Annotated in this window: 23 protein-coding genes; 18 read left to right on the forward strand and 5 right to left on the reverse strand. The window is 67.4% G+C overall.

Annotation, left to right across the window (positions count from 1 at the left end):
* The first annotated feature begins 2 nt into the window (after positions 1-2).
* From ftsW to dnaE, 13 genes are all read left to right on the forward strand, one after another.
* A complete protein-coding gene (ftsW, locus tag ABIB26_RS13870) occupies positions 3-1,493 on the forward strand; it encodes a putative lipid II flippase FtsW (RefSeq protein WP_354244019.1) in 1,491 nt (496 codons plus the stop codon).
* A 6-nt stretch (positions 1,494-1,499) separates the two neighbouring features.
* Complete coding sequence (gene murG / locus ABIB26_RS13875) at positions 1,500-2,681, forward strand: undecaprenyldiphospho-muramoylpentapeptide beta-N-acetylglucosaminyltransferase (RefSeq protein ID WP_354244022.1); 1,182 nt, start codon at positions 1,500-1,502, stop codon at positions 2,679-2,681.
* A gap of 4 nt (positions 2,682-2,685) precedes the next feature.
* A complete protein-coding gene (murC, locus tag ABIB26_RS13880) occupies positions 2,686-4,131 on the forward strand; it encodes a UDP-N-acetylmuramate--L-alanine ligase (RefSeq protein WP_354244024.1) in 1,446 nt (481 codons plus the stop codon).
* Positions 4,124-5,017, forward strand: coding sequence for a cell division protein FtsQ/DivIB (locus ABIB26_RS13885; RefSeq protein WP_354244027.1), 894 nt, complete (start codon positions 4,124-4,126; stop codon positions 5,015-5,017). Before murC ends, ABIB26_RS13885 begins: the two co-directional genes overlap by 8 nt.
* A gap of 297 nt (positions 5,018-5,314) precedes the next feature.
* Entirely contained in the window at positions 5,315-6,541 is a 1,227-nt protein-coding gene (ftsZ, locus tag ABIB26_RS13890) for a cell division protein FtsZ (RefSeq protein WP_354244029.1), read from the forward strand.
* A 99-nt stretch (positions 6,542-6,640) separates the two neighbouring features.
* Positions 6,641-7,396, forward strand: coding sequence for a purine nucleoside phosphorylase YfiH/LACC1 family protein (locus ABIB26_RS13895; protein WP_354244032.1), 756 nt, complete (start codon positions 6,641-6,643; stop codon positions 7,394-7,396).
* The gene (locus ABIB26_RS13900; protein ID WP_354244035.1) at positions 7,389-8,117 is read left to right on the forward strand and encodes a YggS family pyridoxal phosphate-dependent enzyme; all 729 of its coding nucleotides are present in this window, start codon (positions 7,389-7,391) and stop codon (positions 8,115-8,117) included. Before ABIB26_RS13895 ends, ABIB26_RS13900 begins: the two co-directional genes overlap by 8 nt.
* Positions 8,118-8,206: 89 nt before the next feature.
* Positions 8,207-8,737 (forward strand): cell division protein SepF, encoded by a 531-nt coding sequence (locus tag ABIB26_RS13905; RefSeq protein ID WP_354244037.1) that lies wholly within the window; start codon positions 8,207-8,209, stop codon positions 8,735-8,737.
* A gap of 151 nt (positions 8,738-8,888) precedes the next feature.
* Complete coding sequence (locus tag ABIB26_RS13910) at positions 8,889-9,197, forward strand: YggT family protein (protein ID WP_354244040.1); 309 nt, start codon at positions 8,889-8,891, stop codon at positions 9,195-9,197.
* 172 nt (positions 9,198-9,369) lie between these two features.
* Complete coding sequence (locus tag ABIB26_RS13915; protein ID WP_354244042.1) at positions 9,370-10,056, forward strand: DivIVA domain-containing protein; 687 nt, start codon at positions 9,370-9,372, stop codon at positions 10,054-10,056.
* A gap of 139 nt (positions 10,057-10,195) precedes the next feature.
* Complete coding sequence (gene lspA, locus ABIB26_RS13920) at positions 10,196-10,795, forward strand: signal peptidase II (protein WP_354244045.1); 600 nt, start codon at positions 10,196-10,198, stop codon at positions 10,793-10,795.
* Positions 10,788-11,789: an RluA family pseudouridine synthase gene (locus ABIB26_RS13925; protein WP_354244047.1), complete on the forward strand. Its 1,002-nt coding sequence runs from the start codon at positions 10,788-10,790 to the stop codon at positions 11,787-11,789. The genes lspA and ABIB26_RS13925 overlap by 8 nt, the downstream gene beginning before the upstream one ends.
* Positions 11,790-11,890: 101 nt before the next feature.
* Positions 11,891-15,448 (forward strand): DNA polymerase III subunit alpha, encoded by a 3,558-nt coding sequence (dnaE, locus tag ABIB26_RS13930; protein ID WP_354244050.1) that lies wholly within the window; start codon positions 11,891-11,893, stop codon positions 15,446-15,448.
* Positions 15,449-15,472: 24 nt separating this feature from the next.
* Here dnaE and ABIB26_RS13935 read toward each other — a convergent pair whose 3' ends face one another.
* Positions 15,473-15,931 carry a flavin reductase family protein gene (locus tag ABIB26_RS13935; protein WP_354244143.1) on the reverse strand — a complete coding sequence of 153 codons (459 nt, stop codon included), beginning with the start codon at positions 15,929-15,931 and terminating at the stop codon, positions 15,473-15,475.
* Positions 15,932-16,141: 210 nt separating this feature from the next.
* Between ABIB26_RS13935 and ABIB26_RS13940 the strand changes: the two genes are divergently transcribed.
* The 3 genes from ABIB26_RS13940 to nrdR all read left to right on the forward strand — a co-directional run bounded on the left by ABIB26_RS13940 (position 16,142) and on the right by nrdR (position 18,809).
* Positions 16,142-16,708, forward strand: coding sequence for a hypothetical protein (locus ABIB26_RS13940; RefSeq protein WP_354244053.1), 567 nt, complete (start codon positions 16,142-16,144; stop codon positions 16,706-16,708).
* Positions 16,709-16,773: 65 nt separating this feature from the next.
* Positions 16,774-18,210, forward strand: a complete 1,437-nt coding sequence (gene hisD, locus ABIB26_RS13945; RefSeq protein ID WP_502913672.1) for a histidinol dehydrogenase — start codon at positions 16,774-16,776, stop codon at positions 18,208-18,210.
* Between the two features lie 128 nt (positions 18,211-18,338).
* Positions 18,339-18,809, forward strand: coding sequence for a transcriptional regulator NrdR (gene nrdR / locus ABIB26_RS13950; RefSeq protein ID WP_354244059.1), 471 nt, complete (start codon positions 18,339-18,341; stop codon positions 18,807-18,809).
* A 67-nt stretch (positions 18,810-18,876) separates the two neighbouring features.
* Here the strand turns inward: nrdR and ABIB26_RS13955 are convergent, their stop codons facing one another.
* The 3 genes from ABIB26_RS13955 to map form a co-directional block, all read right to left on the reverse strand.
* A complete protein-coding gene (locus ABIB26_RS13955) occupies positions 18,877-19,635 on the reverse strand; it encodes an SDR family oxidoreductase (protein ID WP_354244062.1) in 759 nt (252 codons plus the stop codon).
* 4 nt (positions 19,636-19,639) lie between these two features.
* A complete protein-coding gene (gene ppgK / locus ABIB26_RS13960) occupies positions 19,640-20,443 on the reverse strand; it encodes a polyphosphate--glucose phosphotransferase (protein ID WP_354244065.1) in 804 nt (267 codons plus the stop codon).
* Between the two features lie 89 nt (positions 20,444-20,532).
* Positions 20,533-21,411, reverse strand: a complete 879-nt coding sequence (gene map / locus ABIB26_RS13965; RefSeq protein ID WP_354244068.1) for a type I methionyl aminopeptidase — start codon at positions 21,409-21,411, stop codon at positions 20,533-20,535.
* Between the two features lie 100 nt (positions 21,412-21,511).
* Here map and ABIB26_RS13970 point away from each other — a divergent pair, with 100 nt between their 5' ends.
* Positions 21,512-21,676, forward strand: a complete 165-nt coding sequence (locus ABIB26_RS13970; protein ID WP_354244071.1) for an SPOR domain-containing protein — start codon at positions 21,512-21,514, stop codon at positions 21,674-21,676.
* Between the two features lie 129 nt (positions 21,677-21,805).
* Positions 21,806-22,381 (forward strand): YceI family protein, encoded by a 576-nt coding sequence (locus ABIB26_RS13975; protein WP_354244073.1) that lies wholly within the window; start codon positions 21,806-21,808, stop codon positions 22,379-22,381.
* Between the two features lie 40 nt (positions 22,382-22,421).
* On the opposite strand, the gene panB is transcribed toward ABIB26_RS13975, so the two are convergent.
* Entirely contained in the window at positions 22,422-23,336 is a 915-nt protein-coding gene (panB, locus tag ABIB26_RS13980) for a 3-methyl-2-oxobutanoate hydroxymethyltransferase (RefSeq protein ID WP_354244076.1), read from the reverse strand.
* Positions 23,337-23,565: the final 229 nt, after the last annotated feature.

Raw genomic sequence — 23,565 nt, forward strand, 5'->3', positions numbered from 1 at the left:
CAATGGTCAGCACGCCCACACGCACGCCGCCGGCCAAGCCCGCCGCGGCAAAATCTGGCACAGCCGGGAACAAAGCGTCCGCCGCAAAGGTGCCCGGCCAAGCGCCGGGAAAAAGACTGTCACCCGCAGCAAGGGTCCGCGGCTGGTTCCGCAGCTTCTGGTCCGCGCTGGAAGGCACCGGAAAGTCCCGCAACGGCTCCACCTACTACCTGATCCTCGGCGCCACGCTGGCGCTGACGGCGATCGGCATCATGATGGTGCTCTCCGCGTCCAGCGTGGAGGCCATCGCCGCGGGGGAGTCGCCGTACTCGGCCGCCCTCAAGCAGGGCGTGTTCGCCGCCATCGGCCTCTTCTGCATGTTCCTGCTCTCCCGCGTCAACGTCGTGTGGCTCAAACGATTCGCGTGGCTCGCCATCTTCCTTGCACTGATCCTGCTGGTGCTGGTGCTGGTGATGGGGCGCAGCGCCCTGGGCAACAAGAACTGGATCGACGTCGGGCCGTTCACCTTCCAGCCCTCCGAGGCCGCCAAGCTGGCCCTCGCCCTGTGGATGGCGACGGTGCTCGGCGCCAAGACGAAGCTCCTCAGCCAGTCGAAGCACGCACTGGTCCCGGTGGCACCCGTCGCGGCGCTCGTGATCGGCCTCATCCTGGCCGGCAACGACCTCGGCACGGCGATGATCGTCATGATGATCACCGCGGCGGCGCTCTTTTTCGCGGGTGTCCGGCTCTACGTGTTCGGCATTGGCGCGATATTCCTCGGCGCCGCCACGGCCGTCCTGGCCATCACGAACCCCAACCGCGTCTGCCGCATCCTGTCCTGGACCGGCCAGACCTGCGCCGACGGCTCCGATCTGAATTACCAGTCGACCAACGGCCTCTACGGGCTCGCCTCCGGCGGCTGGTTCGGGGTGGGGCTGGGCCAGAGCCGGCAGAAGTACAGCTGGATCCCGGAAGCCCACAATGACTTCATCTTCGCGATCATCGGCGAAGAACTCGGGCTGATCGGCACCCTCGTGGTCCTGGTCCTGTTCGGCATCCTGGGAACCGCCATCTACCGCGTCGTCGTGGCCCAGAAGGACATGTTCCACCGGGTCCTTGCCGGCACCATCATGGTCTGGCTGCTGGGCCAGGCCACCGTCAACATGGCCGTTGTCACCGGCCTGGCTCCCGTGGTGGGCATCCCGTTGCCGTTCATTTCCTATGGTGGCTCCGCCCTGCTCATGTCCTTGTGCGCCATCGGCGTAGTGTTGTCTCTGGCCAGGGCCCAGATGGCGCCCGGCATGCAGCCCAAGGGGCTCTTTAGGTTCGGCCCAGCCGGACTGGCCAGGTCCCTGCGGAAGCGGTTCGGGACCAGCAGTTCCGCCGCCCGGGCCGCTGCCGGGAACGCGCCAACGAACCCGGCACCCAAAAGCCCCACCCCCAAGAACCCCGTCCCTCAGGACTCCGCACCCCGGAACCCCGCCCCCAAGAACCCCGCACGAAAGCGTAAATAGGCCTTCATGAGTACCGAGAGCCCTTTATCCGTTTTATCCGTCGTCCTCGCCGGCGGCGGCACAGCCGGGCACATCAGCCCGCTCCTGGCCATCGCCAACGCGGTCCGGGAAGCCCGTCCGGGTGCGCGGCTTCTCGCCGTCGGCACACCCAACGGCATGGAGGCCAGGCTGGTCCCGGCCGCGGGGCTGGACCTCGCCACGATCAGCCGGGTGCCCTTCCCGCGCAAACCGTCGCTGGACCTGCTGCGGCTCCCCGGGCGGCTCGCCGGTGCGGTGAAGCAGGCCGGGGTCATTCTCGATGAGGCCCAAGCCGACGTGCTGGTGGGCGTCGGGGGATACGTGTGCACGCCCATGTACCTCGCCGCCTGGCGCCGGAAAATCCCGATTGTCATCCACGAAGCCAACACCCGGCCGGGACTCGCCAACCGGGTGGGGGCGCGGCTGGGCGCCACGGTGGCCGTCTCCTTCGACGGCACCCGGCTCCCCGGGGCGGTGCACGTCGGCATGCCCATGCGCCGGGAGATCTCCGGACTCGACCGCGCGGCAGCCACGGCGGCCGCCCGGACGGCCCTGGGGCTCGATCCCCGGCAGCCCGCGCTGATCGTCACCGGCGGTTCCTCGGGAGCGCAGAGCATCAACCGGACCATCGCGGCGTCCGTCGGAGCCCTCGCCGAGGCCGGCATCCAGACCCTGCACATCACCGGACGCGGCAAGTCGGTCCACGACGCCGACGGCAAGCCGCTCGCAGCACGCGGCTACCGGCAGGTGGAATTCGTGGACGGAATGGAATCCGTCTACGCCGCGGCCGGGTTGCTGCTGGCACGCGCCGGGGCCGCCACCGTCTGCGAAGCCGCCGCCGTCGGCGTGCCGGCAGTCTTCGTGCCGTTGCCCATCGGCAATGGCGAGCAGGCGCTCAACGCCGCCGGCCTCGTCGCAGCCGGCGGCGCCCTGATCGTGGCAGACAGTGCATTCACCCCCGAGTGGGTGCGCCAGAACCTCATCCCGCTGCTGCTGGACGGCGACAGGCTCGCCCGAATGGCAGCCAGCTCCGGCCAGCTCGGCATTCGCAACGCAGACCGGCGCGTCGCCGATCTCGTCCTTGCAGCGGCAGCGTCTTTGGATGCAGCGTCCTTGAAGGCTGAGCCGCTGAAGTCAGCGCCTTGGAAAAAGCACAGCAGGAAGCGGTAGAGCCATGATCCAGCCCCAACACCAGCCGGAGCCGCAGGCCGGCCGCACCCAGGAGTCCCTCGGCCGGGTGCACTTCATCGGCATCGGCGGGGTGGGCATGTCCGCAATCGCCCGGATCATGGTGGCCCGCGGCCTGCCGGTCAGCGGCTCCGACGCCAAGGACCTGCCCGTCATGGCCGAACTCGCCGCGGCCGGTGCCCGGATCCACGTCGGCTATGCCGCCGCCAACCTCGGCGACGCGCAATCGGTGGTGGCCGGCTCCGCGATCCGCCCCGACAACCCCGAGCTGGCCGCAGCACGGGCCGCCGGGCTGCCCGTCCTGCACCGCTCCGAGGCGCTGGCGGCCACGATGGCCGACGACACGGTGGTGACCGTGGCCGGCACGCACGGAAAATCCACCACGACGTCGATGATCACCATTCTGCTGCAGGGCGCCGGGCTGGACCCGTCCTTCGCGATCGGCGCAAACGTGCCGGCGCTGGGCGTCAACGCCGCCCACGGCAGCTCCAGCATCTTCGTCGCGGAAGCCGACGAGTCCGACGGGTCCTTCCTGAACTACCGCCCGCGGATCGCCGTGGTCACCAACGTCGAACCGGACCACCTGGACCATTACGGCACCGCCGAAGCCGTGTACGCCTCCTTCGACAGCTTCACCGCGCTGCTGCCCGCCGACGGCGTGCTGGTGGCCTGCGCGGACGACGACGGCGCCCGGGCCCTGGCCCGCCGCACCCTGGAGCGGGGCAACACCCGGGTGGTCCTCTACGGCACGGCAGACGATGCCGGGCTCCGGCTGCACGACGGCGGTCCGGGCGACGTCTGGATCGAAACCCCCGGGGGACGGTTCGCCGTCGAACTCCAGGTTCCCGGCCGGCACAACGCGCTCAACGCCGCGGCGGCGTTCGCCGTTGCGCTCGAACTCGGCGTCGCGCCCGAGGCCGCGGCGGGAGCCCTCGCGCACTTCTCCGGAGCCTCGCGGCGCTTCGAATTCAAGGGCGAGGGCCGTGGAGTGCGTGTCTACGATGACTACGCCCACCACCCCACGGAGGTCCGGGCCGCGCTGTCCGCCGCACGGTCCGTGGCCGGCGGGCACAAGGTGCATGTGCTCTTCCAGCCCCACCTGTTTTCCCGGACCCGAGAATTTGCCCGTGAATTCGCCGAAGCGCTCAACGCCGCGGACACGGCCCTGGTCCTGGACATCTATCCCGCCCGTGAGGACCCCATCCCCGGCGTCAGCAGCCAGCTGATCGGCGACCACCTGGCCCCGGGCGGCCGGCTGATCGGCCCGGACGAGGCGGCGGTGCAGGCCGTGGTGGCCGCGGCAGCCCCCGGCGACATCGTGCTGACGGCCGGAGCCGGCGATGTCACGGCCTACGGCCCGCTGATCGTCGCGGCCCTGAACGCCGGCGCCACGAACGACGGCGCCGCGGCAGCTGGAGCAGCCGGTGCCTAGCACCCGCCGCCCCACCTATAAGACCGGGACACGGCGGCCGTCGTCGGACGGTCAGGCCGAGGCGCCAGCGGATGTGATTTCGGCGTCCAAGGCCGATTCCGGGCCGGGCGCCCGAACCGCGGCCGGCGGAACCTCTGCCCCCGGCGGTCCGGTGCGGCAGCAGGACAATGTGCTGTCCTTTCCCGAGCCCAAGGCCAAGCGGCGGAAACGGATCCTCCTGAGCACCATCGGGGTCATCGCCGGGCTCGTCGCCGCGATCGTGCTGGCGGCCGTCTACACGCCGGTGCTGGCGCTGCGGACCGTCACCGTGGAGGGCACGAAGCTGCTGAGCGCAGGGCAGGTGCAGGCCGCCCTGGCGCCATTGCAGGGCAAGCCGTTGCCGCAGATCGGCGACGAGGACGTGACAGCCCTCCTGCGGCCGTTCGTCCAGATCAAGGCGGTGACCACGCAGGCACGCCCGCCGGGCACGCTGGCAGTGCACATCACGGAGCGCCTCCCGGTGGCCATGCTCAAGCAGGGCGACGGCTTCCAGCTGGTGGATGTCGACGGCGTCCGGCTCAGCAGCACCACGGACTCCGCCTCGATTGCGCTGCCGGTGATCGACGCCGGAGACGGCGCGCCGGCTCCGGAGCTGTTCCACGCGATCGCCGGCGTCTTGGGCGCGCTCCCGGTAGACGTGCTCGCCAGGCTCTCCGATGCCTCGGCGAAGTCCGCGGACGCCGTCGAACTCAAACTCGTTGACGGCCAGACCATCATCTGGGGAAATGCGGGGGAGAAGGAACTCAAAGCCCGGGTCCTCGCCGCGCTCCTCAAGGTTCCCGCCGACCCGAAAAATCCGGTAAAGATCTACGATGTCAGCGTGCCTAGGCACCCGGTCACCCGATAGCAGCCGATCGCTTATCCGGGGATCCCGGGACGGGGGCGCGGCATCATGCGCCCGGCGGCAAACCGCCGGGCCGCCGGCGTCCGCAGGAGAGCAGTAAGATCCAACACAAATTAGGGGTATTTGACCGGTATTCCCGCGACACGCGGCGCCGGTAATTGAATGTCCCCTACATAGGAAATAGCGTCACAGCATGAGTTACTTGACATAACTATAACCTTCAACTCGAAGGTTAAGGTTCCAAGCTTCAAGCCCGACTCCATCAGTTTCGCAACAGAACACGAACAAGGGACACGTAACGTGGCAGCTCCGCAGAATTACTTGGCCGTCATCAAGGTCGTCGGCATCGGCGGCGGTGGCGTGAACGCAGTCAACCGCATGATCGAGGTCGGTCTCCGCGGCGTCGAATTCATCGCGGTCAACACCGATGCGCAGGCATTGTTGATGAGCGATGCCGACGTCAAGCTCGACATCGGGCGCGAGCTGACGCGCGGGCTGGGAGCCGGTGCGAACCCCGAGGTCGGCAAGCAGGCGGCCGAGGACCACGCCGAGGAAATCGAAGAGGTCATCCGCGGCGCTGACATGGTCTTCGTCACCGCAGGCGAAGGCGGCGGCACCGGCACCGGTGGCGCGCCCGTCGTGGCCCGGATCGCACGCTCGCTCGGAGCGCTGACCATCGGCGTCGTCACCCGCCCGTTCACTTTCGAGGGCCGGCGCCGCGCCGGCTCCGCCGAGGCGGGCATCGACGCCCTCCGCGACGAAGTCGACACCCTGATCGTCATCCCGAACGACCGGCTGCTGTCCATCAGCGACCGCAACGTCTCCGTGCTGGACGCATTCCGTTCCGCCGACCAGGTCCTGCTGTCCGGTGTCCAGGGCATCACCGACCTGATCACCACCCCGGGCCTGATCAACCTGGACTTCGCCGACGTCAAGTCCGTCATGCAGGGCGCTGGTTCGGCGCTTATGGGAATCGGTTCGGCCCGCGGTGAAGACCGTGCCGTCAAGGCCGCGGAGCTCGCCATCGCCTCACCGCTGCTCGAGGCCTCCATTGACGGCGCGCACGGCGTCCTGCTGTCCATCCAGGGCGGCTCGGACCTGGGCCTCTTCGAAATCAACGAGGCGGCCCGCCTGGTCCAGGAAGTCGCCCACCCGGAGGCCAACATCATCTTCGGCGCCGTCATCGACGACGCCCTCGGCGACGAAGCCCGCGTCACCGTCATCGCCGCCGGCTTCGACGACGTCAAGGCCACCTCGCCGTCGATGGACCAGTCGCTCCCGCAGACGGCACCGCAGCGCCCGGCAGCCCCGGCCGCCGCACCGGCTCCGGCGCAGGCCCCGGCCTCGGCCCACGTCCAGCCGCTGCACGCAACCGTCGGCGCCTCCGCACTGGGCGGCTGGGGCCAGCAGCGCCCGTCCGCCGTCCCGGCGGACTCCGGCTTCGACGTCGACCTGCCGTCCGTCGTGGAACCGGACCTGTCCGGCCGCCACTCGGATGACCTGGATGTCCCCGATTTCCTGAAGTAGGTCCCGAGGCACCATGGCACTGCCGGTTGGCAGTGCCATGGTGCTTTCTCGTAGGATCGAAGTTCTGCAAACAAGTTTGACAACGATTTGGGGTTTCGAGTGTTTTCGTGGCGGACGGAAGTCCGGCCCGGCGTCTGGGTGGCTTTCACCGACGCCGCCGCCGGCAACCTGGCGCTCCATGTCGGCGACGATCCGGCGGAAGTCCGGCGCCGCCGCAGGGAGCTCGAACTGGCCGCTAGCCTCGGCAGCCGAGGTTTCCACTACATGAACCAGGTCCACGGCCACGACGTCGCCACGATCGCCGGCAGCGTCCCCGCCGCCCCGATCGCCGGCAGCGTCCCCGCCGCCCCGACCGCCGACGCCATGGTGTCCGCCGGTCAGCCTTTGGCGGTCATGGTGGCCGACTGCGTGCCCGTGGTCCTGGTGGCGGAGCAGGCTGCCGGGGGAGCGCCGGTTCTCGGCGTGGTGCATGCGGGACGGCCGGGCGTGGCAAACGGGGTGGTGCCGGCCGCAGTGGCGCGCATGCGTGAGCTCGGCGCTGCGGAGATCAGCGCCTGGATCGGCCCGTCCATCTGCGGGCGGTGCTACGAGGTGCCGGCCGGGATGCGGGCGGACGTAGCGGCCATCGTCCCCGCGACCTGGTGCAGCACTTCCTGGGGTACGCCCGGGCTGGACCTGCCGGCGGGAGTCTGCAGCCAGCTGGAGGCCGAAGGCGTGCGGGTCGAATACTCCGGCGGCTGCACCCTGGAAGACGAAAAGCTGTTCTCCTACCGCCGCAACAGCAACACCGGCCGGTTCGCCGGCCTGGTCTGGACAGGCTCCCCGCTCGGCGCGGGGCCGGACCACGATGGATGAGCAGCAGGATCCCCGGCTGGCCGAGCTCCGGGGGCGCCTTGCCGCGCTCAGGTCCCGGATCGACGGCGCCGCGGCGGCCGCCGGACGGCAGGAATCGCCGCCGCGGCTGATCGTCGTCACCAAGTTCCACCCCGCGGAGGACGTACGGCGGCTCGCATCACTGGGCGTCACCGACGTCGGCGAAAACAGGGACCAGGAAGCCTCGGACAAGGCTGCCGGGCTCGGCGACCTTGACCTCCGCTGGCACTTCATCGGCCAGCTCCAGAGCAACAAGGCCAAATCGGTCGTGAAGTACGCCCACGCCGTACACGCCGTTGACCGGCCCCAGATCGCCGGCGCCCTGGCCAAGGCCATGGCTGCCGAGCGCGAACGCACCGGCAGGGACCCGCTGGACTGCTTTATCCAGGTCAGCCTGGACGACGACGCCGGCGGCCACCGGGGCGGCGCGCTTCCTGACGACGTCCCCGTGCTGGCCGACCGCCTGGCAAGCTCCGACGGGCTTCGGCTGGCGGGGGTCATGGCGGTGGCTCCGCTCGGCGCGGATCCCGGCCGCGCTTTCGAGAAGCTCGCGGAGATCTCGGCCCGGCTGAGGACCGTACACCCGGACGCCACAGGTATTTCCGCCGGCATGAGCCAGGACCTCGAAGCTGCCATCCGGTTCGGAGCGACACACCTTCGTATTGGCTCGGATATTCTCGGTCCGCGTCCGGCGTTGCGGTAGGTTCAAACGTATTGGAAGGTAATGGCGGGAATTCCAAGGCTGTCAGGTCATTTTGAGCGGCCCGCTTACGGACACGATAGGAGTCGACCATGGCTGGCGCTCTGCGCAAGACAATGATCTATCTTGGGCTCGCCGACGGCGAGGAACACTACGAGTCCGAGCACCCCACACCGCACAAGGATGAGGACAATTCCATGGAGCACGACCGCGAGGAGCGCCGTGCGCCGGCGCCGGTCCGCGAGGTCCCCCGGGAAGAGCCCCACGCCGCTGAAGAGGAATATCGCGCACCTGTGACACCCATCAAGCGAGCGGCATCGAGCCGCGAAGAGACCACCGGACTCCGGCAGATCACCACGATCCACCCGCGCTCCTACAATGACGCCAAACTCATCGGCGAAAGCTTCCGTGACGGCATCCCCGTCATCATGAACGTCACCGACATGGGCGAAGCGGACGCCAAGCGCCTCGTCGACTTCTCCGCCGGACTGGTCTTCGGCTTGCGTGGCAGCATCGAACGGGTCACGAACAAGGTATTCCTGCTCTCGCCGTCGTACGTTGAAGTCATCGGCGATGACAAGAAGGTCAGCGAGACGCAGGCAGCCTTCTTCAACCAGAGCTAGCGCAGGATTTTTCCAGGGATGCCAGGCAGGGACACCTGTCTGGCATCCGTGCTGAATTATCCGTGTTGAAATAGAGGCGTAACCATTTTTGAGGACACTGCTTTAAGGACACTGCGGTTTCCGGAATGAACATGGAGATATGAGTTAACTCATGGGAATTGTTTTCGGACTTGTCTATATCGCGCTGCTGTTCTTTTTTGTGGCCCTGATTGTTCGGCTGGTCTTTGACTGGGTACAGATGTTCGCGCGGAGCTGGCGGCCGAGCGGCGTGGCTCTCGTGGCCGCGCACGCTGTGTACTCCGTCACGGACAAACCCCTCAAACTGCTCCGGCGGCTCATTCCACCGCTCCGGCTCGGCGGGATCTCGCTCGATCTGGGCTTCCTGCTGCTTTTCGTGGCCGTGACGGTGGCGATGGCGGTCACCAAGAACCTCGTATACGCCCAGCCCATCGCAGCGTAGCGGGACGGCGGACCCGCGCCGCACCGCGCCGCACCGCGCCGCGCCTGCCAAACTGATACAAAACTCCGGTTTGACACTGCGGTGTTGAATTAGAGGAACCAGACCATATTTAGGTACCGTAGTTTTGACGGCCGGAAGGCCTCCTGACGAACTAGACCAACGAGGTGACCAGATGGCTTTGACGCCAGAAGACGTTGTCAACAAGCGCTTTCAGCCGACCAAGTTCCGCGAAGGCTATGACCAGGACGAAGTTGATGACTTCCTGGACGAGATCGTCGTGGAACTGCGACGTCTGAACCAGGAGAATGACGAGCTGCGCAAGAAACTCGCCGAAGTCGGCGCCGGCACGCCCGCCAGCTCCGCCGCCGCGGCCCCCGTCGTGGAAAAGGTGCCGGCACCCGTCAAGGCCGACAAGGAAAAGGAAGACCGGGCCAAGGCAGAAGCCGAGGCCAAGGCCAAGGCTGCCGAAGCTGCGAAGAAGAAGGAAGCCGAGAAGGCTCCCGCTCCTGCCCCGGCACCCGTCGCCGCCACCCCGGTCTCGGAGTCCGCCGCAGGCCTGCTGGCCATGGCGCAGCAGATGCACGACAAGCACATCGCCGACGGCGAGCAGCAGCGGGACAAGATCATCGCCGAAGCCCAGATCGAAGCCAGCAGCCTTGTCAACGACGCCCAGGAGAAGTCCCGCAAGATCCTCGGTGCCCTCGAGCAGCAGCGCTCCGTGCTGGAACGCAAGGTCGAGCAGCTCCGCGGCTTCGAGCGCGACTACCGCTCACGTCTGAAGGCCTACATCGAAGGCCAGCTCCGCGACCTCGATGCCCGCGGTTCCGTGGCGGCCCCTGAGGTCGAAGCCAGCAGCTAGGCATTAAGCCAAGTATTCTGAAAGCCGGTGGCTGAGGTTTCCTCGGCCGCCGGCTTTTGCCATTGACCGCCATCGTCCGTGGTCTCCGTGCCCAGAAGTACGCTCCCAGTCACCGCACTGGCTCCCGAATGAAAGCCCTATGACTGACGCCCCAACACCAGACGCCACGAGTCCTGACGCCTCGACGCCTGACGCCACGACGCCCGAGCCCGTGGCGCACGCCAAGCCCCGACGGTCCCTGTTGCTCGCGGTTTTCTCGGCCCTGGCGGTGTTCGCCTACGTGTTCGACCAGCTGACCAAGCTGTGGGTCACCGGCCATATGATCGAGGGCGAACGGATCCCCGTGCTGCCCCCGCTGTTGCACTGGTACTACATCCGCAACTCCGGGGCCGCGTTCTCCATCGGCGAGAACGTCACGTGGGTATTCACCATCATCATGGCGGCCGTGTCCGTGGCGATCCTGCTGCAGTTGCGGAAGCTCGGCTCGGTCTGGTGGGCGCTGGCGTTGGGCCTGCTGCTGGGCGGAGCCCTGGGAAACCTCACGGACCGGCTGTTCCGGGAGCCCTCTTTCGCCATGGGCCACGTGGTGGACTTCATCCAGCTGCCCAACTTCGCGATCTTCAACATTGCCGATTCCGCCGTGGTGTCCTCGGTCGTGATCATCTGCCTGCTCACCCTCAGGGGCATTGCCCTCGACGGCTCGCACCACACCAAGGAAACGGCGGAACGCGATGTCTGACCATATGCCGAAGAACCTGAGCAAAGACGAGGCCGAGGACCTGGCGGACCTCGCCGCGGAAGCCGGCGCGCCACGGCGCATCGTGGTCCCGGAGGAGTTGGCAGGGACCCGGGTGGACTCCGGACTGGCCGAACTGATGGACATCTCCCGCTCCCAGGCTGCCGTGCTGATCGCCGAAGGCAACGTTACGAGCGCCGGCAAAGCCGTCGGAAAATCCCTCAAACTCAGCCCCGGTGCCGTCCTCGACGTCGTCGTCCCGGAACGGCGGGACCCCCTGGAAGTCGTGGAGGAAGTAGTGGAAGACCTGGTGATCCTGCTGGACGATGACGAGTTCGTCGTCGTCGACAAACCGGTGGGGGTGGCGGCGCATCCGTCGCCGGGCTGGGTAGGCACCACGGTCGTCGGCGGCCTGGCAGGCCTCGGCTACCGCATCTCCACCTCCGGCTCGCCGGAGCGCGCCGGCATCGTGCACCGGCTCGACGTCGGGACCTCCGGCGTGATGGTGGTCGCCAAGACCGAGAGGGCCTATACGGCCCTGAAGCGTGCCTTCAAGGAGCGCACGGTGGACAAGGTGTACCACGCCGTCGTCCAGGGCCTCCCGGACCCGCTGGCCGGCACCATCGACGCCCCGATCGGCCGGCACCCGGGCCACGACTGGCGCTTCGCCGTGATCGAGGACGGCCGCGACTCCATCACGCACTACGAGGTCCTGGAAGCCTTCGGTAAGGCCTCGCTCGTGGAGGTGCACCTGGAAACCGGGCGCACGCACCAGATCCGCGTACACTTCTCGGCCCTGCGGCACCCCTGCGCCGGCGACCTGACCTACGGAGCGGACCCGCGCCTCGCGGCGAACCTGGGACTCACGCGGCAGTGGCTGCACGCCCGGCAGCTGTCCTTCGACCACCCCCGGACAGGGGAGCGGGTCACCGTCACGAGCGAATACCCGGAAGACCTGCGCTACGCGCTGGAAGTCCTGGAATCCGGACAGGCCTGATTCCGCGTCCCTGATCCGGCGGTGCCTGATCCGGCGGCGCCGGGGCCGGCCACGGGGCGTGCCTGGCAGTTAAGGTCGTGGCCCGGCACTAGAATGGTCCGGTGACTTCCAGCAACGACTCGTTTGTCCATCTCCACAACCACACCGAGTACTCCATGCTGGACGGCGCCGCCCGGCTGGGAGAGCTGTTCGATGAAACCGAGCGGCTGGGTATGCCAGCGCTGGCCACGACGGACCACGGGTATCTCTTCGGAGCCTTCGATTTCTGGAAAAGGGCCACGGACAAGGGCATCAAGCCGATCATCGGCGTCGAGGCGTATGTGACGCCGGGAACCGCGCGCACGGATAAGACCCGGGTCCGCTGGGGCGAGGAGAGCCAGCGCAAGGACGACATCTCCGGCGGCGGCTCCTACACGCACATGACGCTGCTCAGCTACAACAACGTGGGCATGCGGAACCTCTTCCGGGCTTCATCCCTCGCCTCGCTGGACGCCGTCTTCGGCAAATGGCCGCGGCTGGACCGCGAACTGCTGAACACGTACTCCGAAGGGCTGATCGCCACTACGGGCTGCCCCTCGGGCGAGGTCCAGACCCGGCTCCGGCTCGGCCAGTACCGGGAGGCACTGGAGGCGGCCTCCGAATTCCGCGATATCTTCGGGGCGGAAAACTACTTCTGCGAACTCATGGACCACGGCCTGGACATCGAGCGGCGCGTCACCGGCGACCTGCTGCGCCTTGCCAAGGACCTGAACCTGCCGCTCGTGGCCACCAACGACCTGCATTACACGCACGAGCACGACGCCAAGGCGCACGAGGCCCTGCTGGCCATCCAGTCCGGTTCGACGCTCGTGGAGCCAAGCTACGACAACGGCGGTTCCCGGTTCGCCTTCTCGGGCAGCGGCTACTACCTGAAGTCCCCGCAGGAAATGCGGGAACTGTTCCGCGACCACCCCGAGGCGTGCGACAACACCCTGCTGATCGCCGAGCGCTGCGAAGTCTCGTTCAACACCGGCGCCAACTACATGCCCCGCTTCCCCTGCCCGCCGGGTGAGGACGAGACTTCCTGGCTGGTCAAGGAAGTGGCCACGGGACTGGCGTACCGCTACCCGGGCGGCGTGCCGGACAAGGTACGCACCCAGGCGGACTACGAACTCGGCGTCATCACCTCCATGGGATTCCCGGGCTACTTCCTCGTGGTGGCCGACTTCATCAACTGGGCCAAGAAAAACGGCATCCGGGTAGGTCCGGGACGCGGCTCGGGCGCAGGCTCCATGGTGGCGTACGCCATGCGCATCACCGACCTTGATCCGCTGCTGCACGGCCTGATCTTCGAGCGGTTCCTGAACCCGGACCGCGTCTCCATGCCTGACTTCGACGTCGACTTCGATGACCGGCGCCGCTCCGAAGTGATCGACTACGTGACGCGAAAGTACGGCGACGAACGCGTCGCCATGATCGTCACGTACGGCACCATCAAGACCAAGCAGGCGCTCAAGGACTCCTCGCGCGTGCTGGGATACCCGTTCAGCATGGGCGAACAGCTCACCAAGGCGCTCCCGCCGGCCGTGATGGCCAAGGACATCCCGCTGGCGGACATCCAGAACAAGGACTCCAAGCGCTACAGCGAGGCTGCGGACTTCCGGCAGTTGGTCGCCACGGACCCCGAAGCCGCCAAAGTCTTCGAGACCGCTCTCGGCATCGAGGGCCTGAAGCGGCAGTGGGGCGTGCACGCGGCCGGCGTGATCATGTCCTCGGACCCCATCATCGACGTCATCCCCATCATGCGCCGCATCCAGGACGGCCAGGTCATCACGCAGTTCGACTACCCCACGTGTGAGGGCCTCGGCCTGATCAAGATGGACTTCCTCGGCCTGCGAAACCTCACGATCATTTCCGACGCCCTGGAAAACATCACAATGAACCGCGGCGTGGACCTGGACCTCGACTCCCTGTCCCTCGACGACGCCGCGTCCTACGAGCTGCTGGCCCGCGGTGACACCCTGGGCGTGTTCCAGCTCGACGGCGGGCCCATGCGCTCCCTGCTCAAGCTCATGAAGCCTGACAACTTCGAGGACATCTCCGCCGTGCTGGCCCTCTACCGGCCGGGCCCCATGGGCGCGAACGCGCACACCGACTACGCCCTGCGCAAGAACAAGATCCAGGACGTCATTCCGATCCACCCGGAGCTGGAGGAGCCGCTCTCCGAAATCCTCGGCGGGACCTACGGGCTGATCGTGTACCAGGAGCAGGTCATGGCCGTGGCGCAGAAGCTCGCCGGCTATACCCTCGGCCAGGCCGACATCCTGCGCCGCGCCATGGGCAAGAAGAAGAAATCCGAGCTGGACAAGCAGTTCGCCGGCTTCTCCCAGGGCATGCAGGACAACGGCTACTCCATGGCCGCCGTCAAGACCCTCTGGGACATCCTGCTGCCGTTCTCGGACTACGCCTTCAACAAGGCGCACTCGGCCGCCTACGGCGTCATCTCCTACTGGACCGCCTACCTCAAGGCGCACTACGCGCCGGAGTATATGGCCGCCCTGCTGACCAGCGTCGGCGACGACAAGGACAAGTCGGCGATCTACCTCAACGAATGCCGCCGCATGGGCATCACGGTGCTGCCGCCGGACGTCAACGAGTCCGCGCTCAACTTCACCCCTGTCGGCACCGACATCCGCTTCGGCATGGGCGCCATCCGCAACGTCGGCGTCAACGTCGTCGAAGCCATGGTGGCGGCGCGCGAGAAGGAAGGCGCCTACACGTCCTTCAAGGACTACCTCATGAAGGTCCCGGCGGTTGTCTGCAACAAGCGCACCATCGAGTCCCTGATCAAGGCCGGTGCCTTCGACTCGCTGAACCACCACCGGCGCGCCCTGGCCATGATCCATGAAGAAGCCATCGACTCCGTCATCACGCTCAAGCGGAATGAGGCGATCGGGCAGTTCGACCTCTTCGCCGGCTTCGACGAAGCCGAATCGGAGTCGTCCCTGAGCATCGAGATTCCCGACCTTCCCGAGTGGGAGAAGAAGGACAAGCTCTCGTTCGAACGTGACATGCTCGGGCTCTACGTCTCGGACCACCCGCTGCAGGGGCTCGAAGGGCTCCTGAGCCAACACGCCGACCAGTCCATCACCTCGCTCATCGCCGAGGACGGACCGCACGACGGCGCCATCGTCACCATTTCGGGCATGATCACCTCCCTGAGCCGGCGGATCGCCAAAGCCAGCGGCAACGCCTATGCCCGCGCCGAGATCGAGGACCTGGGCGGTTCCGTCGAGGTCATGTTCTTCGGCCAGGTCTACGGCCCCATCGCCTCCGTGCTGGCCGAAGACCTGATCGTGGTGGTCAAGGGGCGGCTGCAGCGCCGGGACGACGGCGCCGTCGCGTTGAACTGCATGGAACTCTCGGTCCCGGACCTCAGCGAGGGCCTGAACGGCCCGCTGGTGATCACCATGCAGACGCACAAGGCAACCGAAGCCGTGGTGACCGAACTCGGTGACGTACTCAGGACGCACCGCGGCAAGTCTGAGGTCCGGCTGCACCTGCAGGGCGATACCCGGGTGGAGGTCATGGGGCTGCCCGTGCACTTGCGGGTCAACCCGAGTCCGTCATTGTTCGGTGACCTGAAGGTGCTCCTCGGCCCGACCTGCTTGGATAGCTGACGCCGCTGCTGCCTGGGTAAGGGCTCAGATCTCGTAGTCGAGCGGGACCGGCTGGCTGTAGGAGCCCGAGTGGTAGAGCAGGGGAGTGCCGTCCTCGCCGACCTCGCCTTCGACCACCTCGACCACCACCACGGCGTTGTTCTCGAAGGAGAGCCGCATCTGGACCTTGCCGATCAGCCAGCCGGAGACGTCCTTCAGGATGGGCACCTCGTGGGGGCCGAGCTGCCAGTGGTCGCCTTCGAAGCGGTTGCTGGTCCGGGCAAAACGGTCGGCCAGCTCCTGGTTCTCCAGTCCGAGCATGTGCACGCCGATGTAGGTGGTGTTGGCCACCGCCGGCCACGAACTCGAGGTGCGCGCCATGTTGAAGGTGAACCGCGGGGGCTTGGCCGAGAGCGACGCCACCGAGGTCGCCGTGAAACCGAACGGCACGCCGTTGGAGTTGGCGGTGATGATCGCCACGCCGGCCGCATGCCGGCGGAACATTTCCTTGAACGTTCCTTCGAAGGCTCCGTCTTCTGAGGCCACTGCGATCCGACTCCCTGCTGCACATGCGTGTGATGTTCCTACCCTGCCAGCGTATTGCGTCCGCGACCGGCCGCGGTACTTGTTTACCCGGGCCGTCATGGGGAACGTCATCCGGGGACGCCCGGTGTCATGTGCCCGGCCGGCGGAAAGCTTGTTAAGGTTTGTTGCATGACACAGTCCGCAGTACACGGCCCGGACGGGTCTATGGAAGACGGCCAGGGGCAGCCCGGTCCGGAACCTGAGCGTGGCCGAGGCTCAACGCCGTGGCGGAAGTCCGCGGCCATCACCGCGGCCGGCGTGCCGGTGGGGATCCTCTGGTGGCTTCTGGCGCCATCGGGCCTGAACCTGCTCTCGGGCAACGCGGCCCTGCGGAACGGCAGCAACATGGAGACGTGGCTGCCACGGGACCTGGTGCTGGCCGGGCTGTTCCTGCTCGCCGGCAGCATCGCCGGAGCCCTGGTCTCCGGCACGAAAGACCAGGGGCCGCCGTCGCGGGATGTTGCCCTGGCGGTGCTCGCCGGGGCGCTGGGGGCGGTCATCGCCTGGCGGACCGGAGTGCTGTGCGGCGTCTGGTGGGGGCCGGCGGCGGACGCCTCGGCCAGCGCGAGCACCGCCTTTTCGCTGCGGTCGTACGCCATGCTGGCCATCTGGCCGGCCGCCGTCGCCCTCTCCGTCTTCCTGGGCGGCGTCTTCACGACTCCGCCGAAGCCAGCGTCCGGGGACCCCGCGGCGTAACAGCGTCAGGGCTCCCCGGTGCCGGCACGTAAAATGTAGGGGTGACCCTTACTCCTGACAGCCCCGTGCCCCCGGCTACTGCGCCCTCGGTTCCTGCGGCCCCGATATCCGCCGACCTGACTTTCCGCACCGTTGACCTGCGCGGCCAGCGGCTGACCCTGGCAGGGCTCCGCGCCGCAGTGCCGCGGGCGCAGACCGGCACCAGGGCCGACGCCGAAGAGAAGGTCCTCAGCATCATCTCGGCGGTCCGCAGCCGCGGCTTCGATGCCCTTCGCGAGCTGGCCCTGACGTTCGACGGCGTCGAGCTGGAGCACCCCCGGGTCCCCGCGGAGGCCCTGGAGGCAGCGCTGGCCGGGCTCGATCCCGCGGTGCGGGCCGCCCTGGAAGAATCCATCCGGCGGGCCCGCCGTTTCGCCGACGCCCAGCGCCCCGCGGACACCGACGTCGAACTCGGCGAAGGCGCCGTCGTCACCCAGAAGTGGGTCCCGGTGGCCCGGGTGGGCCTGTACGTTCCCGGCGGCCTGGCCGTGTATCCGTCCTCGGTGATCATGAACGTCGTCCCGGCCCTGGCCGCCGGTGTCGAGTCCATCGCCCTGGCGTCTCCGCCGCAGAAGGACTTCGGCGGTCTCCCGCACCCCACGATCCTCGCGGCGGCCTGCCTGCTGGGCATCGACGAGGTTTACGCGATCGGCGGGGCGCAGGCCATCGCCGCGTTCGCCTACGGCATCCCCGCCGACTCCGGGAACCCCGACTCCGGGACGGAGGGCAACCCAGACGCCGGCCTGGACCCGGTCGACGTCGTCACGGGCCCCGGGAACATCTTCGTCGCCACCGCCAAGCGCCTGGTGAAGGGCGTCGTCGGCATCGATTCCGAGGCCGGCACCACCGAAATCGCGATCCTGGCCGACGCCACCGCCCGGCCGGACCTCGTGGCGGCGGACCTGATCAGCCAGGCCGAACACGATCCCAAGGCAGCCTCCGTGCTGTTCACGGATTCGGAGGAGCTTGCCGCCGCGGTGCGCGCCGAGCTGGAGCGCCAGGCCGCCGCCACCAAGCACAGCGCGCGGGTCCGCGAGGCCCTCTCCGGGCCGCAGTCCGGCGTCGTCCTGGTGGAAGACCTCGAGCAGGGCATCGCGGCCTGTGACGCCTACGCCGCGGAACATCTGGAAATCATGACGGCGGACGCCCCCGGGGTGGCTGCCCGGATCCGCAATGCCGGCGCCATCTTTGTGGGCGACTACAGCCCCGTCAGCTTGGGGGACTACTGCGCCGGGTCCAACCACGTGCTGCCCACCAGCGGCACCGCGGCTTTCTCCTCGGGACTGAACGTGGCCACCTTCCTGCGCGCCATCCAGGTCATCAACTACAGCCAGGCCGCGCTGGAAGAGGTCAGCGGGCACATCGTGAGCCTCGCCGGCGCGGAAGACCTGCCCGCCCACGGCGAGGCCGTCACGGCCCGGTTCAGTACAGGGTTCAGCAAAGGGTTCAACGCAGGTGCCTGACCACTACATGTAGTAATTACAGGCTTGTTATTCAGCTACATCTAGTCGTAAACTGATGACGACAGCAGACTGCTGGTGGCCGTTCCGGTGCGCAGCGAGTCCAGGATTGCGACAGGGGAGGAAACGACGTGTATTGCCCGTTCTGCCGTAATCCTGATTCCCGTGTGGTGGACAGCCGGATCGCCGACGACGGCTCGGCCATCCGGCGCCGCCGGCAGTGTCCCGAGTGCGGCCGGCGGTTCACCACCGTGGAGACCACCAGCCTGACCGTCATCAAGCGCTCCGGCGTCGGCGAGCCGTTCAGCCGCAGCAAGGTCATCAACGGCGTCCGGAAGGCCTGCCAGGGCCGTCCCGTGACCGAAGACGACCTCGCCATGCTCGCCCAGGAGGTCGAGGAGACCATCCGTGCCTCCGGCGCTGCGGAGATCGACGCCCACGAAGTCGGCCTCGCCATCCTCAACCCGCTGCAGAAGCTGGATGAGGTGGCCTACCTGCGCTTCGCGAGCGTGTACCAGGCCTTTGAATCCCTCGAGGACTTCGAGTCCGCCATCTCGCTGCTGCGCCACGAGGCCGGCGCGAAGGACCTGACACCCAACTGACCCGCAATAGTTGTCGTTTAGAGCGCTCCAAACGACAACAACTGCGAGCCAGTTGGGTCCCCGGGAGTTATCTGCCGCCGGACACCGGCAGCACGGCGCCGGTGATGTACCCGGCCTCGGCAGACAGCAGCCAGAGCACGGCGGCTGCGACCTCGTCCGGCTCGGCCCCGCGTCCCATCGGAATTGTGGAGTTGAGCCGTTCCACCCGGTCCGGCATGCCCGCGGCCGCGTGCAGTCCGGTGTTGGTGCTTCCGGGGGCCACGCAGTTCACCCTGATGCCCTGCGTCGCCACTTCGGCCGCAAGGCCCACAGTCAGCACGTCCACGGCGCCCTTGGACGCCGCATAGTGCACCCACGTTCCGGGCGAGCCGGCTTTCGTGGCGGTCGAGGAGATGTTGATAATGGAACCGCCGCGGCCTCCGCGGTCCCGGCTGAGCCGCCGCACTGCCTCCTGGCAGACAAAGATGAGGCCAGCCGCGTTCACCTCGAGGACGCGCCGGACCGTGGCCGCGGGCACCTCCGCGAGGGGTCCGATCAGGTTGCCGGTGATCCCGGCGTTGTTGACGACGGCGGCCAGTGGACCCAGCGCCCGGGCGGCGTCGAACAGGGCGGTCACGGCGTCGGGGTCGCCGACGTCTGCCCGGACTGCCAGCGCGGAACCGCCCCCGGCGAGGATGGTGCCGACCACCGCGGCGGCGCCGTCGGCGTCGGCTGAATAATTGACGACGACGGCGTACCCGGCGCGGGCGGCCCGCAGGGCGATCGCCGCGCCGATGCCGCGGCTGCCGCCCGTGACGATGACGACGTCGGGCCCGGAGCCAGCCATGGTGCTACTTGGCCAGTTTGTGCTGCAGCGCGATCTGGACGGCGGCGCCGACGATGCCGGCGTCGTTCTTCAGCTCCGCCGGGACAATCGGCGTGCGGAGCTTCAACCGCGGGAGGTACTCGTCGGAGCGCTTCGAGATGCCACCGCCGACGATGAACAGCTCGGGGGAGAAAAGGAACTCAACGTGGGAGAAGTAGCGTTGAAGCAGCACGGCGTACTCTTCCCAGCTGAGGCCGTCCCGCTCACGTGCCACGGCCGAGGCCTTGCTCTCGGCGTCGAATCCGTCAATTTCCAGGTGGCCCAGCTCGGCGTTGGGGACGAGCTTGCCGTCGAAGATGAAGGCGGAACCGATCCCGGTTCCTAGCGTGATGACCAGCACGGTGCCTGCCACGCCTTCGCCGGCGCCGTAGCGCGCCTCGGCCAGGCCGGCGGCGTCGGCGTCGTTGATGACCTCCACGGGGCGGCCGAGGCGGGCGGTGAGCAGGGCGTCGATGTCGAGGTCCAGCCAGGCTTTGTCGACGTTGGCCGTCGAGTGCACCACGCCGTGCTGGATGATGCCGGGGAAGGTCACTCCGACCGGGGAATCAGGGGCCGGGGCGTCGGGACGCTTGGACAGCTCGGCCACGACGTGCGCTACGACTTCGGCGACAGCCTCGGGAGTTGACGGCTGGGGGGTGGGCACGCGGAGCCGGTCACCCACCAGCTTGCCCTTCTTGAGATCGACAAGCCCGGCCTTGATCCCGGTACCGCCGATGTCAATCCCGATCAGGGGTGCGTTCTTGTGCGACTTCTCGTCCTTCTTGGCCAATGTGGTTCCGTTCGTGGCAGGGGGCGGGCTAGGAAAGGTGCGGCCCAGGGCCGGCGGCGAAGACGGGATCTTCGGGGGAAGTGCAGGGCTCAGGGGAGGGTGAGGACCTCGGCGCCGGACTCGGTCACCAGCAGCGTGTGTTCGAACTGGGCGGTGCGCTTGCGGTCCCGGGTCACTACGGTCCAGTCATCCGCCCACATATCCCAGTCGACGATCCCCAGGGTCAGCATGGGTTCAATGGTGAAGACCATCCCGGTCTTCATCACAGTGTTGTAGGCCGGGGCGGCGTCGTAGTGCGGAATGATCAGCCCGGTGTGGAAGGCCTCGCCGACGCCGTGGCCGGTAAAATCCCGGACCACGCCGTAGCCGAAGCGCTTGGCGTAGGACTCGATGGTCCGCCCGATCACGTTGATTTCGCGGCCCGGCGCCACCGCCCGGATGGCGCGGCGCAGCGACTCCTGCGTGCGCTCGACGAGCAGCCGGGATTCCTCGTCGACGTCGCCGGCCAGGAAGGTGTAGTTGGTGTCGCCGTGCACGCCGCCGATGAACGCCGTGATGTCGATGTTGAGGATGTCGCCGTCCTGGACAACGGTGCTGTCCGGGATACCGTGGCAGATCACTTCATTCAGCGAGGAGCACAGCGACTTGGGGAAACCGCGGTAGCCGAGGGTGGACGGGTACGCCTTGTGGTCGAGCAGGAACTCGTGGCCCACCCGGTCCAGCTGGTCGGTAGTGACACCGGGCTGGATATACTTTCCGACCTCCACGATCGCCTGGGCTGCGATCCGTGAGGCAATCCGGATCTTCTCAATGGTCTCCGCCGTCTTGACCTCCGACCCGGTGAACTTCGCCGGTGCCGGCTTCCCCACGTATTCAGGGCGCGGGATCGACGCCGGTACGGGCAGCTGCGGGCTGACTGTTCCCGGGACCAGGGTGCCGGTGGGTGCAGTCGAGGCGAGAGAGGGCATAGATTGATCATATAAGGCCCCGGCCAAACGCTGGAAAACAAAGCGGAAAACAATTCCGGAAAACAACTCCGGAATGTACGGCGGAACGTGAGGAGCAGCGATGCCCGAATACTGGTACAACGTCAACACGCACGAGGTTGAAGAGGACGCCATGTCCGACTGGAGCCAGCTGATCGGCCCCTACAAGACACGTGAGGAAGCCGAGCACGCCCTGGAAAAAGTCAAGGCGCGCAATGAGACCTGGGAAAAGGGCGAGGACGACTAACACCGTCAACAGGCACCCCAGTGCCGCCGTCGGGTTCTGCGAACCATGCCTACTCCGGCGGCCACCCCCAGCCAAGCGGTACTACTCGAATCGGGATACCGGGCCTGCCGGAACCCAAGGAGGCAATCCATGGCCGAACTCAAGTCAGAATACTCAGGGCGTTGGCGGTTTGATCCCACCCATACGCGCATCGGATTTTCCACCCGCCACGCAATGGTCACCAAAGTTCGTGGAGCTTTCAATGACTTTGAAGGCTTCATCACGGTCGACGCCGAGAACCCGGAACGCTCGAAGGTTGAGCTGACTGTCGAGGTGGGGAGCATTGATACCCGCAATGCCGACCGCGATCAGCACCTGCGGACCAACGATTTCTTTGACGCCCCCCGGTTCCCGGAGATCACCTTTGTGAGCAGCCGGGTAGATCAGGTGGACGAGGGCCACTTCATTGTCAGCGGTGACGTGACCATCCGAGGCGTCACCAAGGAGATTTCCATCCCGATCGACTTCATCGGCGTCGAGCGGGATCCCATGGGCAACCTCCGGGCAGGCTTCGAAGGATCCCGTCGAATCGACCGCCAGGATTTCGGGCTCAAGTGGAACACTGCTTTGGACTCCGGTGGTGTGCTGGTGTCGGACAAGATCACCCTGGAGTTCGAGGTGTCCGCTATCAAGAGCGAGGTCAGTGCCGGAACCCCCGAGGGCTAAGGCGGGCTAAGGCGGCACGGGCCCGGCCGCCTCAGATGGCTCAGAAGGAGTGTTCCGGGCCGGGGAACTGCCCTGAGCGCACGTCCTCGCCGTAGGCTTTCGCCGCGTCGCTGAGCGCGGTCCGCAGGTCCGCGTACTGCTTGACGAACCTGGCCATCTTGCCGCCGCGCAGGCCCGCCATGTCCTGCCACACGAGCACCTGCCCGGTGGTGGCGCTGCCGGCCCCGATCCCGATGGTGGGGACGTCGACGGCGGCGTCCACGGCGGCCGCCGTCGCGGCCGGAACCATTTCCATCAGCACGCAGAACGCGCCGGCATCGGCCAGCGCGACGGCGTCGTCAATCAGCCGCCGGGAATCGTCACCGCGGCCCTGGACCCGGTAGCCGCCCAGAGCGTGCTCGCTCTGCGGTGTGAAGCCGATGTGCGCCATCACCGGGATGCCGGCGTGGACCATGGCCCGTACAGTCTCGGCGTAGAATGTGCCGCCCTCGATCTTGACGGCGTGCGCGAGGCCCTCCTTAAGGAAGCGCACGCCGGTGGCCACCGCCTGCTGCGCGGACACTTCGTAGCTGCCGAACGGCAGGTCCGCGACCACCAGGGCGCGGCGGGCCGAGCGCGCCACGGCGCGGCACAGCGGGATCAGCTCGTCGACGGTCACCGGGAGGCTGGTCTCGTTGCCGAAGACGTTGTTGGAGGCCGAATCGCCGACCAGGAGGACTTCGATGCCGGCCTGGTCGAAGATCTCCGCCGTGTACTGGTCGTACGCGGTCAGCATGGCGAAGCGTTCCCCGTTGACCTTCGCGTCGCGCAGGTGATGGGTGCGGATCCTGGCCGCAGGCTTCCGGGAGGCGTCCGGCGCCGTCGTGGACAGAGAGGCGGACCCTGCCGGGCCGTTGCCGAAGGGGGCCGCAACCTCTGCGGGCGTGCTCGAATCAGGACTGCTGCTTGTGGCCATGGCACGAGCGTAGTGCGATACCGCGCGCACTAGCTACCGTGTACCACAGCCGGAACCGGTGAATCGCGTCACAACGGCGCGCGGACAACGTCCCGCTCCGGGCCGGCCGGGGCGTATTTCCGGTTCCTTGTGTTAACGCTGTGTTACGGGCGGCGGCTGCGCCAGCAATCGGTGGCAATGCTTAGTAAAGTGAACGGTGAGCAGCTGCGGACCCATGCACGAAGGGCCT

This window comes from Arthrobacter sp. UYEF20, from assembly GCF_040546335.1.
GTDB lineage: Bacteria > Actinomycetota > Actinomycetes > Actinomycetales > Micrococcaceae > Arthrobacter.

Bases quoted from the DNA above. Each gene is read 5' to 3' on its own strand.
- ftsW (WP_354244019.1), top strand. From the start codon at position 3: ATGGTCAGCACGCCCACACGCACGCCGCCGGCCAAGCCCGCCGCGGCA.
- murG (WP_354244022.1), top strand. From the start codon at position 1,500: ATGAGTACCGAGAGCCCTTTATCCGTTTTATCCGTCGTCCTCGCCGGC.
- murC (WP_354244024.1), top strand. From the start codon at position 2,686: ATGATCCAGCCCCAACACCAGCCGGAGCCGCAGGCCGGCCGCACCCAG.
- ABIB26_RS13900 (WP_354244035.1), top strand. From the start codon at position 7,389: ATGGATGAGCAGCAGGATCCCCGGCTGGCCGAGCTCCGGGGGCGCCTT.
- ABIB26_RS13905 (WP_354244037.1), top strand. From the start codon at position 8,207: ATGGCTGGCGCTCTGCGCAAGACAATGATCTATCTTGGGCTCGCCGAC.
- ABIB26_RS13910 (WP_354244040.1), top strand. From the start codon at position 8,889: ATGGGAATTGTTTTCGGACTTGTCTATATCGCGCTGCTGTTCTTTTTT.
- ABIB26_RS13915 (WP_354244042.1), top strand. From the start codon at position 9,370: ATGGCTTTGACGCCAGAAGACGTTGTCAACAAGCGCTTTCAGCCGACC.
- lspA (WP_354244045.1), top strand. From the start codon at position 10,196: ATGACTGACGCCCCAACACCAGACGCCACGAGTCCTGACGCCTCGACG.
- ABIB26_RS13925 (WP_354244047.1), top strand. From the start codon at position 10,788: ATGTCTGACCATATGCCGAAGAACCTGAGCAAAGACGAGGCCGAGGAC.
- ABIB26_RS13935 (WP_354244143.1), bottom strand. From the start codon at position 15,931: ATGTTCCGCCGGCATGCGGCCGGCGTGGCGATCATCACCGCCAACTCC.
- ABIB26_RS13940 (WP_354244053.1), top strand. From the start codon at position 16,142: ATGACACAGTCCGCAGTACACGGCCCGGACGGGTCTATGGAAGACGGC.
- ABIB26_RS13955 (WP_354244062.1), bottom strand. From the start codon at position 19,635: ATGGCTGGCTCCGGGCCCGACGTCGTCATCGTCACGGGCGGCAGCCGC.
- map (WP_354244068.1), bottom strand. From the start codon at position 21,411: ATGCCCTCTCTCGCCTCGACTGCACCCACCGGCACCCTGGTCCCGGGA.
- ABIB26_RS13970 (WP_354244071.1), top strand. From the start codon at position 21,512: ATGCCCGAATACTGGTACAACGTCAACACGCACGAGGTTGAAGAGGAC.
- ABIB26_RS13975 (WP_354244073.1), top strand. From the start codon at position 21,806: ATGGCCGAACTCAAGTCAGAATACTCAGGGCGTTGGCGGTTTGATCCC.
- panB (WP_354244076.1), bottom strand. From the start codon at position 23,336: ATGGCCACAAGCAGCAGTCCTGATTCGAGCACGCCCGCAGAGGTTGCG.